The organism is Eubacterium sp. AF19-12LB, assembly GCF_003479125.1.
In the GTDB taxonomy this organism is placed as follows: domain Bacteria; phylum Bacillota; class Clostridia; order Lachnospirales; family Lachnospiraceae; genus Eubacterium_U; species Eubacterium_U album.
This window is the reverse complement of the sequence record NZ_QUGP01000001.1, coordinates 300,068-312,749: the sequence shown is the minus strand read 5'-3', so window position 1 is coordinate 312,749 and position 12,682 is coordinate 300,068. Positions and strand designations below refer to the sequence as shown.

General features: G+C 32.6%; 13 protein-coding genes. 1 reads left to right on the top strand and 12 read right to left on the bottom strand.

Going from position 1 to position 12,682, the window contains the following annotated elements:
* Positions 1 to 81 precede the first annotated feature (81 nt).
* Positions 82 to 795: a cell wall hydrolase gene (locus DWX29_RS01260; protein ID WP_147365032.1), complete on the top strand. Its 714-nt coding sequence runs from the start codon at positions 82 to 84 to the stop codon at positions 793 to 795.
* Between the two features lie 102 nt (positions 796 to 897).
* On the opposite strand, the gene DWX29_RS01255 is transcribed toward DWX29_RS01260, so the two are convergent.
* From DWX29_RS01255 to DWX29_RS01200, 12 genes are all read right to left on the bottom strand, one after another.
* The gene (locus DWX29_RS01255) at positions 898 to 1,083 is read right to left on the bottom strand and encodes a hypothetical protein (protein WP_118564995.1); all 186 of its coding nucleotides are present in this window, start codon (positions 1,081 to 1,083) and stop codon (positions 898 to 900) included.
* Positions 1,084 to 1,186: 103 nt separating this feature from the next.
* Entirely contained in the window at positions 1,187 to 1,540 is a 354-nt protein-coding gene (locus DWX29_RS01250; RefSeq protein ID WP_117908461.1) for a hypothetical protein, read from the bottom strand.
* Positions 1,541 to 1,759: 219 nt separating this feature from the next.
* Entirely contained in the window at positions 1,760 to 3,394 is a 1,635-nt protein-coding gene (locus DWX29_RS01245) for a class I adenylate-forming enzyme family protein (RefSeq protein ID WP_117908459.1), read from the bottom strand.
* A gap of 12 nt (positions 3,395 to 3,406) precedes the next feature.
* Positions 3,407 to 4,237: an amidohydrolase family protein gene (locus DWX29_RS01240; RefSeq protein WP_117908457.1), complete on the bottom strand. Its 831-nt coding sequence runs from the start codon at positions 4,235 to 4,237 to the stop codon at positions 3,407 to 3,409.
* Positions 4,238 to 4,266: 29 nt separating this feature from the next.
* Positions 4,267 to 4,842: an indolepyruvate oxidoreductase subunit beta gene (locus tag DWX29_RS01235; RefSeq protein ID WP_022089113.1), complete on the bottom strand. Its 576-nt coding sequence runs from the start codon at positions 4,840 to 4,842 to the stop codon at positions 4,267 to 4,269.
* On the bottom strand, positions 4,842 to 6,611 hold the full coding sequence (gene iorA, locus DWX29_RS01230; protein ID WP_346432185.1) for an indolepyruvate ferredoxin oxidoreductase subunit alpha: 1,770 nt from the start codon (positions 6,609 to 6,611) through the stop codon (positions 4,842 to 4,844). Before iorA ends, DWX29_RS01235 begins: the two co-directional genes overlap by 1 nt.
* 404 nt (positions 6,612 to 7,015) lie before the next feature.
* Positions 7,016 to 7,891, bottom strand: coding sequence for an Ig-like domain-containing protein (locus DWX29_RS01225; RefSeq protein ID WP_118564994.1), 876 nt, complete (start codon positions 7,889 to 7,891; stop codon positions 7,016 to 7,018).
* 118 nt (positions 7,892 to 8,009) lie between these two features.
* Positions 8,010 to 8,762 (bottom strand): Ig-like domain-containing protein, encoded by a 753-nt coding sequence (locus DWX29_RS01220; RefSeq protein ID WP_118564993.1) that lies wholly within the window; start codon positions 8,760 to 8,762, stop codon positions 8,010 to 8,012.
* A 296-nt stretch (positions 8,763 to 9,058) separates the two neighbouring features.
* Positions 9,059 to 9,721, bottom strand: a complete 663-nt coding sequence (locus DWX29_RS01215; protein ID WP_118564992.1) for a hypothetical protein — start codon at positions 9,719 to 9,721, stop codon at positions 9,059 to 9,061.
* A gap of 17 nt (positions 9,722 to 9,738) precedes the next feature.
* Positions 9,739 to 11,394: a serine/threonine-protein kinase gene (locus tag DWX29_RS01210; protein WP_118564991.1), complete on the bottom strand. Its 1,656-nt coding sequence runs from the start codon at positions 11,392 to 11,394 to the stop codon at positions 9,739 to 9,741.
* 23 nt (positions 11,395 to 11,417) lie between these two features.
* Positions 11,418 to 12,125: a hypothetical protein gene (locus tag DWX29_RS01205; protein ID WP_118564990.1), complete on the bottom strand. Its 708-nt coding sequence runs from the start codon at positions 12,123 to 12,125 to the stop codon at positions 11,418 to 11,420.
* Positions 12,126 to 12,176: 51 nt separating this feature from the next.
* A complete protein-coding gene (locus DWX29_RS01200; RefSeq protein WP_118564989.1) occupies positions 12,177 to 12,680 on the bottom strand; it encodes a hypothetical protein in 504 nt (167 codons plus the stop codon).
* Positions 12,681 to 12,682 lie beyond the last annotated feature (2 nt).

The window sequence follows — 12,682 nt, the reverse complement described above, 5'->3', positions numbered from 1 at the left end:
AACTGTTTTTTAAGGCATTATTAATAAACGTAACAAATTTGTAACATTTGTAAAATATAAGCGTAACATTTGGAGGTAGTTGTGAAATTAAAGATTTATAGTTTACTAATGATAGCATTTATGCTTATTGCATCAAGCATTACAATGGTAAACGCAGATATTAATTCAACAAACAAATCACAGATAAGTATTACGAAGACAGTTAAGGTAAATAAGACATACAAGATAAAGAAACTTTTAAAAAGCAATGGTAATAATGTTGATTACTATTCTTTTAAATCAAGCAACAAGAAAGTTGCCAAGGTTTCAAAGAAAGGTACTGTTACCGGTTTAAAGGCCGGCAAGGCAACAATTACAATAACAAGTAAAGTTAATGGTTCAACTTACGGAACAGTTAATATAATAGTTAAGAATCGTTACAACAGCAGTGATTTAAGAATGCTTTCTTCAATTATTTACAGTGAATCAGGCAATCAGGTTTATGCCGGTAAGAAAGCTGTAGGAATTGTAGTTATGAACAGAGTAAGATCTACTCTCTTCCCTAACACAGTTAGTGGAGTTGTTTACCAGAGTGGACAGTTTACTCCTGCAAGAAATGGTTCTCTTAGCAGATCATTATCATTATATGACAGCGGTAATTTAAATTCTGACTGCATTAAAGCTGCTAAAGATGTTTTAAATGGAGACAATACAGTTTCATACAATAGTAAAACTATTGATATGAGCAGTTACTTATATTTCAGTGGTTATGTACCAGGATGCAGATTACAGATACAGAATCACCAGTTTAAATAAAATTGAATAATATTACCGGAATAATCCGGCAGTAATATACTTATCTAAGAAGAGGCAGTTGCTTTAGTGATTTAATCACAGACGCAACTGCCTCTTCTATATTTAATCTATAATTATTCCTCTATCTTTTTCTGTATCATAGCATCTGTACTCCAGTTGAATCGATTTATCTTCTGAATCTGCATATACAGTTGTTCTACTAGCTGTTGCCGCAAAAACACTTGCACTCATTACACATACTAATAAAGCAGTGAAACAATTTCCCCATTTGCATCTTCTTTTTCTCATCTCTGTGTCCTCCTCTTTCCTTTAAATATAAAAGCGATAGAATTAATGATATTATCTCAACTTGTGTTGTGGATTCATATCAGAACTCTATCGCTTTTATTATTTATGCTTCTTTTTCAATTATCTTTGTTAATAATAGTGTTAAATAACTTCCCACTAATAAAACTATTGTCCATACCTGATCCCACCAATAAAACATAATAGCTGCAATTACTATGTTAACAATTACGGCAACTATTATTGTGATTGTATTATTCTTAATATTTTTGCTTAATACATAAATATTATATCCAATAATCAATCCTAAGACTATGTAAATAATAATCTCTTTTCCTATTCCTTCCCATGCCTTATAAGACATTGAAACTTCCTTATTAACAAGTCTCACCAGATAGTTTGCCAAGATACATGCTAGTGTTGCAATTGCACTTGTAATTCCCGCCAAATACTTTTTCATATCGCTCCTCCTATAAATTGTATTGTCCCTTTGATATATACATATATTATTCTCTAATACTTTGTGTGTCAATATATTGTTTACCGTTATATTTAATTTGATATAATATGTTCTGTTTATTCATAAATTTTAAGAGCCAAAAAAAGGCACAACTCATGAATTTAATTCTATGGGCTATGCCTTTTCGCATTATCTTAATTTATTTAATTATTTACCCTTTTACGCTCTGTTCTGGGCATCTACTAAGTTTTCGCTGTTATACATATGTCTTAACTTAGGTTTTTCAATCTTACCTGTTGGATTTCTAGGTACATCCGCAAAAATAATTTTTCTAGGTCTCTTGTAACGTGGAAGTTCCTTACAGAAATTATTAATATCTTCTTCTGTTGTTGCTACACCTGGTTTTAATTCAATAATTGCAGCTGATATTTCACCTAATCTTGTATCAGCAATACCTATTACAGCTACATCTTTTATATCAGGATGTTTGCTTAAGAAATTCTCTATCTGAACCGGATAAATATTTTCACCACCGGAAATAATAACGTCTTTCTTTCTGTCTACAAGGTATATAAATCCCTCACTGTCCTGCTCAGCCATATCTCCTGTGTATAACCAACCATCTTTAAGCGTTTCTGCTGTTGCCTTAGGGTCGTTGTAATAACATTCCATTACACCAGGTCCTTTAAGGATTAATTCACCAACATCTCCCTGCTTAACTTCTACACCATTTTCATCCACAATCTTAACTTTCCATCCATATCCCGGAACACCGATTGCACCAACATGGTCAATATTTTCGACTCCTAAATGTACAGCACCAGGTCCAATTGATTCACTAAGACCGTAGTTAGTGTCATACTGATGATGAGGGAAAATTGTTTTCCATTTTTTAATTAAGCTCTGTGGAACCGGCTGTGCACCAATATGCATAAGTCTCCACTGGTCTAATTTATAATCTTCAAGCTTAACATCGCCTTTTTCTATTGCAAGCAAAATATCCTGAGCCCATGGTACCAAAAGCCATACAATTGTACACTGCTCATTTGACACTGTTTCAAGAATAGTCTTTGGTGTAACACCTTTAAGCAATACTGCCTTGCCTCCCACAAGAAAACTTCCAAGCCAGTGCATTTTTGCGCCTGTATGGTAAAGTGGAGGAATGCAAAGAAATACATCATCCTTAGTCTGTCCATGATGTTTCTGTTCAACTTTTGCTGCATGCATTAAACTTCTGTGTTTATGTAAAATAGCTTTAGGGAAACCTGTTGTTCCAGATGAAAAGTAAATTGCCGCATAATCATCATCTGTTAATTTAATGTCAGGTGAATAGCTTGGGCAATTTGCTGCTAACTTATCATAATCTTCAGCAAATGTTGGGCAGTCACCACCTACATAGAATAAAATTCTCTTTTCATCAATTTCATCAACGATTTCTTCTACACGGCCTGTAAATTCAGGTCCAAATACTAATACATCTACTTCTGCAAGTTCAACACAGTATTTTATTTCGTCTGCTGCGTATCTGAAATTTAATGGGACAGCCAAAGCTCCTGCCTTTAAAATTCCAAAATAAATTGGAAGCCATTCTAAGCAGTTCATTAAAAGAATTGCTACTTTGTCGCCTTTCTTAATTCCTCTGCTAATGAGCAGATTTGCAAAACGGTTTGCTTTTTCGTTAAATACGTGCCATGTAATTTCTCTTCTATACTGACACATTGGATTGGATTCGATTAATTCGTAATCTCTCCATGTTACTCTTTTCTTTTCCTGCAAGTCCGGATTAATTTCTACTAAGCAGACATCTTTTCCGTATTCTTTTGCGTTCTTCTCTAAAATCTCTGTGATTGGCATTTCTCTACCTCATTAAAATTCAAATAGTTTTTTTGCATTTTCCCCTAATATAAGGTTCAATGCTTTTTCAGGCATTCCAAATTCTTTTAATCTTTCAAGTGTATATCCCTGATCAGACCACGGACTGTCTGTTGCAAATAAAATTTTATCTGCACCATGTTTTTCAACAATTCTTAAAAATTGTTCTTTTTCTAAGTGGGGAATACCTTTTTCAAAAGAAAAAGCCGTGTCAAAATAGACATTTTTTCCCACTAATTTTTCTTCTACCTCATCCCATAAATTCCATCCACCCATATGAGCAAGGACTAATTTTTTAGGATTAACTTTGTTTAGTACATTAAGCACCATATCAGGTGTACAGTGAATCTTTTCCGGAAGACCTATATCTTCTCCCGCGTGTGTTACAATTACAAGACCAAGTTCATCTGCATATTTAAAAATTCTAAGATATCTTGGGTCATCAAATTCAACCTTTTGATAGTCAGGATGAACCTTAATTCCTTTTAATCCTTTTTTCTTAATGTCATCTAATATATCTTTATAATCTTCATTGTCAGGATGTATTGCGCCTAATGAAAATACGCCTGTTTCCTTTGTTTTTTCATTAGTTTGTGCCGCAAATTCATTAATACTTGCAGACTGTTCAGGTTTTGTTGCCACAGGAACAACCACAGAAATATCGACACCGTTTTTCTTTGTAGATTCACTAAGTGCATCTCTTGTTCCTGCCACCTTTATCTTCACATTCCAATCATGTTTATCGACAATACTCTTCTCCATTCCGGCTAATGCTCTGGCGGCAATTCTATCCGGAAAAGTGTGTGTATGTGTATCAATTATCACAACTGCACCTTCTTTATTGTTTATTTTTATTATGCTAATTCGTATCCTTTTTCAAATGCAGCAATATTAATGTCTACTGTCTTTGGTGGAACTGTTGCTTTTATAACTTCAATCCATTTATCTTTTTCAAAATCCATATGTTTTGCAGCAACGCCTAAAATAATTACATTAAATACTCTTGAATTTCCAAGTTTTAATGCTTCATCCATTGCATTTACTGCGATTACTTTATGTTTTTTGCTAAGATTTTCAATAATGTTTTCAGGATATTCTGCTAATCCTGTAACTACTGTCATAGGGTCAATTCTCTGGTCATTTACGATAATTACACCGTCTTTTTTAAGAAAATGTGCATATCTTAATGCTTCAAGACGTTCAAATGCGATTAATACATCTGCCTGACCTTCTTCAACAATTGGTTCAGCTACCTTTTCTCCATATCTTACAAATGTAACAACGCTTCCTCCACGCTGTGCCATCCCATGAACTTCTGAAAGTTTTACATCATATCCGCTTTCAATTGTGATTCCACCTAAAACTCTACTTGTGAGAAGTGTACCCTGTCCGCCTACACCAACAATCATAATATTCTTTGTATCTGCCATTATTTGTCACCTCTCTCTTTTAATCCAATTGCATCGAATTTACAATTCTGCATACATAATCCACAACCGTTACACATTGTTGCATCAATTGAAACTGTTCCGTCTTCATTCTTTGTAATTGCAGGACATCCCGGTACGAGACACATTCCGCACTTCTTACATTTTTCAGGAATTGTATAACATTTGCCCTTTGGTACAAATGACTTAAGTAATGCACATGGTGACTGAGAAATAATAACAGAAACTTCATCTCTTGCAACTTCTGTCTTAATTACTTCTTCCAATTTCTTAATATCAAATGCATCTACAACTTCTACATGCTTTACACCGATTGCATGACACAAATCTACTAAATCAATAGCGTATGTTGGTTCACCATTTAACATTTTTCCTGTTGCTGAGTGATCCTGATGACCTGTCATACCTGTTGTTGAGTTATCTAAAATCATAACTGTTCCTGTTGCCTGATTGTAAACCATGTTCATAAGTGAATTAACACCTGTATGTAAAAATGTTGAATCACCAATTACTGCAACCCAGTTCTTTATGAAATCTTTTCCTTTAGCTTTTTCAATACCGTGAAGTGTTGAAATACTTGCACCCATACAAACTGTTGTATCTACTACATTTAAAGGATTTACAGCTCCTAATGTGTAGCATCCGATATCACCTGCTGCATGAATTTTTAATTTCTTTAATACTGAGAATGTACTTCTATGAGGACATCCCGGACAAAGAATTGGTGGTCTTGCCGGTGCCTGTGCAGGTGTATCTAAATCTAAATCTTCTTTTAAGATTGCTTTTCTAAGCATATTTGCACTGTATTCACCCTGTACTGTAAAAATTTCTTTTCCAATACATTTGATTCCATGAGCCTTAACCTGTTCTTCTATTACAGGCTCTAATTCTTCTATAACATATAATGTGTCTACCTTTGATGCAAATTCTTCGATCAGTTTCATAGGAAGTGGATTTACCAATCCTAACTTAAGAACTGATGCATTAGGTAATACTTCTTTTACATACTGATATACGATACCACTTGTAATAACACCAATCTTTGTATCGTTGTATTCAACTTTATTAATGTCTAATGTACATGCATCTTCTGCCATTCTCTTTAAACGTTCTTCTACAAAAATATGACGCTTAATTGCATTTCCCGGCATCATAACATTTTTTGCTACATTTCTTTCATATGGCTTATCTTCTATTTCCTGTCTTTCTTCAAGATTAACAATTCCCTGTGAATGTGAAAGTCTTGTTGTTGAACGAAGAATTACAGGAGTGTCATATTTTTCTGAAAGTTCATACGCTCTCTTTGTAAATACTCTTGCTTCTTCACTGTCTGATGGTTCTACAACAGGAACCATTGCTGCTCTTGCAACCATTCTCGAATCCTGTTCGTTCTGTGAACTGTACATTCCGGGGTCATCTGCTGCAACTAAAACCATACCACCATTAACACCGATATAAGATACTGTGTATAATGGGTCAGATGCAACGTTTACACCAACGTGTTTCATCATACACATTGAACGAACTCCTGCCATAGATGCACCAATTGCAACTTCTGTTGCTACTTTTTCATTCGGTGCCCACTCAGCTTTAATCCCCGGGTATTTAACAACATTTTCACTAATTTCTGTACTTGGTGTGCCAGGATAAGCTGAAGTAACTTTAACTCCTGCTTCATATGCTCCTCTGGCAATCGCCTCGTTACCTAACATAATTTTTTTACTCAAAATATGTAACCTGCCTTTCGTCATTATGTATAAAACTGATAGTGCAATACAAATGCACTTCATATTATTTTGTATTTAGCATAATTTACTGCTTTTTTGCTTTAAACTCATAAAGTAAATTATACCTAATTAGGATATATTCGTCAATGAATGTAGAGATGTATTTTGGGGGATATTTATATAGTGGGAAGGCAGGGTTTGTATTGAAGATTTATGTTGTGTGGTTTGGGGGATTTGTTTATCATCTGTAATCAATAGAATTTATACTAATAAAACCGTTATTTTTTACAGAATATTATATAAAAATCAGTCAAAATCCGTAATTTAGTTTACATAATTTATTTTTACATTTTAATATAAAAGGCAAGGATTTTTCTGTCCTTGCCTTTTACTGTTAAATATTAATATACAATTCCAAACGTCTTTTCTTAGAATGGGAAACCAAAACTTGATGAGCTAACATCTGAAGAATATTCGTTCATCATAATATTAAATGTAGTCAATGATAATTTTGCCATAATTGTAGCTAATTTTTCACCTGAATAAATTGCACCTATTGGGATATTGTAATCTGTAAATGTGGCTGCATTGTCATCAGACATCAAATTTTTATATAAAATTCCATTTCCATACATTACACTATCTCCATCAAAAAATTTAACTTCACAAGTCGAAGCCGTAGCATCATTTAGTTCTATCGTTGTCATTATGTTTCCTGATAACTCAACCAATGTAATTTTATCATATGTAGAACTATAAGCTAATCTGCAAAAAAATTGATTTCCATTATAATAATTTACTTTTCCTATCCAATAATAAGTTCCGTCCGAGCTACTATAATCAACTGTTCCATTTGTTAAACAAATATTTTTTACTTTTTCTTTTGCTGATATTTGCGGTGTAGGAGTCGGTGTTGGTGCTGATGTCGGTGCTGATGGTTGTGTTTGTGTCCGATTTGTGATTGATGTATTAGTATCCGATAATTTAGTTTTTTTTCTTTTAACTTTCACTTTACATAAAAGGACAAAATTACTAGCTGTAGCACAAATAGTTACTGTTCCTTGTTTTTTTGCTGTTACTTTACCTTTTTTATTAACAGTTGCAATTCTTTTGTCCTCTGAAAACCATTTTACTTTTTCCTTGTAATTTTTTATCTTAAGGTTAAAAGTTTTTCCTACATATATTGTTACTTTTTTCTTGTTCAGTTTTGGCCTTACTGACGCACTAACATCTGTTGTATTAATTACTGTCAATACCATTAAAAGAGCCATTAACATACATAATATTTTCTTTAATTTATTCATCTTTCTTTCTCCTCTTTAAGATAAAATTATATCTTATATCTATTTTCAAACATAAATTACTGTTTAAAAATGCCATAGAAGTTAAGATTTTACTACTCCTATGGCATCTTAAGTTATATTAAATTGTATTTACAAATACTAATCTATAATTTCCTGGTTTTAAATCTGTGCTAATATAAGTGTATGCATCTACAAAATTTTCTCCAATACTTACTCCTGGTGAATAAACTGTTCCACTTTCAACAACATTATTATTCATATCATATAATTTCCAACCTACGTCTACAGCTGAACTGTGTTTTGTTCCATTAGAATCATATGTCTTCGTTCCTGAAACATATAATTTTACTGAAAAATCATTATCATATTTAAAATAGCTTTTTTCAATACGAACATTTGATATTGTACAACTTGTATCGATTCTTCCACTATAAGTGTAATCATTATAGGAACATGGAACACTAGGTAATTGAATGTTTAACTCTGGTTCTATCTCAACTGCCGGTGTTGTTGATGGTGTCGTTGATGGTGTCGTTGTAGCAGTTGTTTTTGATGATTTTTTGTTTTTAACCTTTATCTTACATGTAAGATAATCATTACCTACCTCAGCATAAACATATGTTATTCCAGAACTTTTTGCTTTAACTTTTCCCTTTTTACTTACTTTTGCAATACTATTATCATCTATATACCATTTTACTTTTCCTTTATAGTTTTTCACTTTAAGCTGACATGTTTTTCCTACATACATTGTTACTTTCTTTTTGTTTAATTTAGGCTTTGCTGCTGCACTTACATCTGACACATTAATTACTGTAAGTACCATTAATAAAGCCATAAACATACATAATATTTTCTTTAACTGTTTCATTGTTTCTTCCTCCTGTTTACCTTAAATCTTTTGCCTATAGTTCCTTATTTTTCTACTCAATCCGTACAAATTATTTAAATGATTTGTTATGCATATTATATCACTAAAATTTTTTATTTTTTTCACATACTGACCCCTATCATATACAGCAAAAAAGCACCCTGAAAGCTACATTTTCACTTCCAGGGCGCCCCTTATTTGATGGCAATCAATTTCTTGTTTAGGATTATGTTTCATATATTTTTGAGTTCAAATTTGCACATCTAATTTATGATTTATATGTTTTTTAATAAACTTTATGGTTCAAAATATTTGCCTATGATTTCTTTATTTCCGTTAGGGAATTTCAATATGACATTCATATTATATTTTGTGCCTTTTTCATTATACTTTTTGTACAATTTAAAATTCTTGCCTATTTCATTTGTTGTTTTAATTTTTATTTTTTTGTTTGTCTTTTTCAAATGTTTTCCATACAAATCACAAACATAATTTTGTTCTGATTTTTTATAATTGTATTCTCCAAAATCAACTTCTTCTTTATCTAAACCGGAAAAATAGATTTTCTTTCCTTTTACCACAGGCTGGGTTCCTTCTGCCAATTTAATTATCTTACCTGTTTTTGCATTTATTCTGACAATATAGCTTCCCTCATTATATGCAGTCCCTGTTGACTGGTTCCACTCTCCGTATAACCAATCACCTTTGTGTGCTACGACTGTTACTCCCCATGTACTGGATCCGTCTCCTAATTTTAGTGAATTGAGTTTAACAGCATCGCCACTTTCGACATCGTATTTCATCAATCCGCGATGTGGAAGATTAAAATAAATTTCATTTTCTGTCTTATATCCTGAATTGTTAATTTTTCCTGTCAGAGCATTGGCTGTAACTACCACAGGAATTGTTGTTGCACATAACATAAGTGCTAAAAAGAATACCATTAATTTCTTTTTCATAAATAATCCCTTCTTTCCTATTCAACTACACTCTTAAAATCAAAATCCTCGTATTTTTTCTGCGTTGGCTTTTGCGTTGGTTTTTGTGTCGGTTTTTGAGTTGGTTTTTGTGTTACATTATTCTGTTTTGGAGCACTCGTTGTTTCCTGAACCCGTGCCTTAGTTGTCTGCTGCTTTTTCTTTTTTGCTTTCTTTGTAATCTCTACTACTGTCATATCTTCAGGATTTTGATTATTATTTATCTGTCCTGCTCCCAGCTCAGGATTTTGATTATTATCAATCTGTCCTGCTCCTGATTCAGAATTTTGATTTGGGTTTGCTTGATTTACTTCGGATTCAGTGTTTAAATTTTCATCCAGCTGTGATTGATTTGCATTTAAAGTCTCCATCGCTGATTCTTCGTTTTCTTTTAATGCTTTGCTCTGACTTTCATTCGCCTGTTCTGATGTTTCGGCCGTTGCTAATGACTTATCATTATTTTGTCTGTCCAAAAACATTTTCCCTGAAAATAAAGCTACTACGATTATACAAATCACGCAAACCGAACCTGCAATTACTAATTTTCTTTTTTGCAAATTACCAGTTTTATCTTCTTCTCTTTTTTCAAAAACAGTAATTCCCTGTTCGATAAAACTAACAGTGCTTTCGCTATCTCCGTTTAAATCCTGCACAAGCCTTCGTTCTTTATCATTTTCAACCCAATCATCTGTAGCAACCCTTGGTTCAAATCCTATCTTTGTTTCCAACTCTTTCTGCATTAAATTCGATTTGGCATCTAATAAATCTTTAGACAACTCTTTGGCACTACTATATCTTTTAGCGCGCTCCGAAATTGCCTTTTTTATTATATTTGCAACACATTCAGGTGCACAAACAGGACTTTCTACCTCTTCATAATTCATTCTCTTATAAAATGCCTTATCCGAATCCTCCTGTGTGTACTCATTTGGAAAATTAGGATAATACGGAAATCTTAATTTGTTGAACAGATAGTAAAGCAGAATTCCAAGAGAATAATTATCTACTGAACTATCATATTTATTTTTTCCTATGTAAACCTCAGGTGCTATATAATTTGGTGTTCCTTTGATTGTCTTTGTCATAGTTGCATTATTTATATTTTTAGATACACCGAAATCACCTATTTTAAATACTCCATACTTAGATACAAATATGTTACTTAATTTAATATCTCTGTGAATTATTCCGTTTTTATGGCAAATGTCCAAAGCATCAGCTACTCCGATTCCTATATCTAATGCATTTTCCACTGTTATGTTGTTATTTTGCATCCATTTGTCAAGTGGAGTCAAAAATTCCATAAGAATGTATATGTTGTATTTATATTCTCCAACCTTTTCGACATCACTTTCATAGTACGAAACAATATTGTGGTTGTCTTTTTCAGAAATCATGGAAAACACACGAATTTCATTTACAACTCTGTCTAATTCTTTATGAAAATATGTATCGGCTTTTTCCTTATCGCCACCCATTGAATTTAATATTTCTATATATTCATTGTCTCTTGGCAAAGTGATGACTTTCAAGGCTCTTGTTACATTACCTACAATGTTGTTTCTTTCAACTTTGTAGACATCACCAAATCCACCTGCACCTATTCTCTCTATAACATTATATCCAAGTATCGTTCTGCCTATAATAGAGTCCATATTTATCTCCTGTAGTTACTTTCTCAGCCTTTTAATTTTATAACATTCGACCATTTGCTATATACTTTCCTGCCATTTTTTTTATAATAAAATGTCCTTGCCTTAAATTTATATTTTACTCCCTTAATTAAAGATTTATTTGAGCTTGTTATTCCTACTGCTCCTTTTTTGTTTTTACTTTTCTTTAATTTTGTTGTCGTATTTATCTTTCTATATTTCTTATATTTTCCATAGCCGTTTTTCATGTAAACATCTATACCTGTACTTTTATCAGATATAATTCCCCAATATATCTGCCAGTTTCTTCGCTTCTTTTTTATGCTTATTTTAGGTTTGTTAAGTTTTGTATTTCTACCGCTTGTAGTTTTACTTTTATTTATAGTTTGTCCGTTGTTATCAGCCGCAAGACTTTCTATCGGCTTTAAACTGCCTTCCACATCAGCCGACTGAAACTTTTCATCATTTGAAAAATTAGCAACAACCCTGTACCAATATTTCTGTCCCGCTTCAACATCCTCATCTATCAAATATGGCTCATAAGTTATACCCATTAGCTTATAAAATCCATCTTTTTCTTTAGCTCTGTAAACATAATAAGACTTTACTGCTCCTAAATCATCCCATTCAACCTTAAGACCTGTATTGTTAGAAGTATTTTCTATTTTATTTATTAACGATGTTTCCGGTGGTATATAAGGTCTGGATACCCTAATCAACTTACTGGCTACCATTTTTTTGCCATCTATCCCTTCCGCAATAACTTCTATCGTATAGTCTCCTGCTTAAGAAAATCTTTCAATTGGAAGCTTACCTATCATTGTTAGAGTATTTCTACCTAATTTCACTGTATCTTCAAATTCTCCATTTATCCATATTTCACAATTAGTAGTCTCATTATTAATTACATTAGCACAAAACGTTATTATTACTACCGGCTGTCGATATTGATCCCCATAATACATATTAAAATGATGCATATGAACATATTCGCCAAATTCATTTCCCTTGTAATATACACATGACTCAGGTATATGTGTATATCTATTTTTTTTGGAATCAGGATTCACATATTGAATATCTTCATAATTATATTTTTTGTAATAGTATTCGCTCTTTCCCTGCTCAAAATCTGTATGATTATATATATACTCTAAATCACTTACCGCAGCACTACATTTAGCACTAACTCCTAATGAAATTATAATTGCAAATGCACATGCCATAAGATAAAATACGACTTTGTTGTTTGATATTTTATGTCTGAAAACCAATTCGTTATTCTTCATTT

What these genes read in the sequence shown, in the direction of transcription:
- DWX29_RS01250 (WP_117908461.1), bottom strand. Translation starts at nt 1,540, where the DNA reads ATGAAAAAGTATTTGGCGGGAATTACAAGTGCAATTGCAACACTAGCA.
- DWX29_RS01255 (WP_118564995.1), bottom strand. Translation starts at nt 1,083, where the DNA reads ATGAGAAAAAGAAGATGCAAATGGGGAAATTGTTTCACTGCTTTATTA.
- DWX29_RS01205 (WP_118564990.1), bottom strand. Translation starts at nt 12,125, where the DNA reads ATGGTAGCCAGTAAGTTGATTAGGGTATCCAGACCTTATATACCACCG.
- DWX29_RS01245 (WP_117908459.1), bottom strand. Translation starts at nt 3,394, where the DNA reads ATGCCAATCACAGAGATTTTAGAGAAGAACGCAAAAGAATACGGAAAA.
- DWX29_RS01200 (WP_118564989.1), bottom strand. Translation starts at nt 12,680, where the DNA reads ATGAAGAATAACGAATTGGTTTTCAGACATAAAATATCAAACAACAAA.
- DWX29_RS01235 (WP_022089113.1), bottom strand. Translation starts at nt 4,842, where the DNA reads ATGGCAGATACAAAGAATATTATGATTGTTGGTGTAGGCGGACAGGGT.
- DWX29_RS01225 (WP_118564994.1), bottom strand. Translation starts at nt 7,891, where the DNA reads ATGAATAAATTAAAGAAAATATTATGTATGTTAATGGCTCTTTTAATG.
- DWX29_RS01220 (WP_118564993.1), bottom strand. Translation starts at nt 8,762, where the DNA reads ATGAAACAGTTAAAGAAAATATTATGTATGTTTATGGCTTTATTAATG.
- DWX29_RS01215 (WP_118564992.1), bottom strand. Translation starts at nt 9,721, where the DNA reads ATGAAAAAGAAATTAATGGTATTCTTTTTAGCACTTATGTTATGTGCA.
- iorA (WP_346432185.1), bottom strand. Translation starts at nt 6,611, where the DNA reads ATGACGAAAGGCAGGTTACATATTTTGAGTAAAAAAATTATGTTAGGT.
- DWX29_RS01210 (WP_118564991.1), bottom strand. Translation starts at nt 11,394, where the DNA reads ATGGACTCTATTATAGGCAGAACGATACTTGGATATAATGTTATAGAG.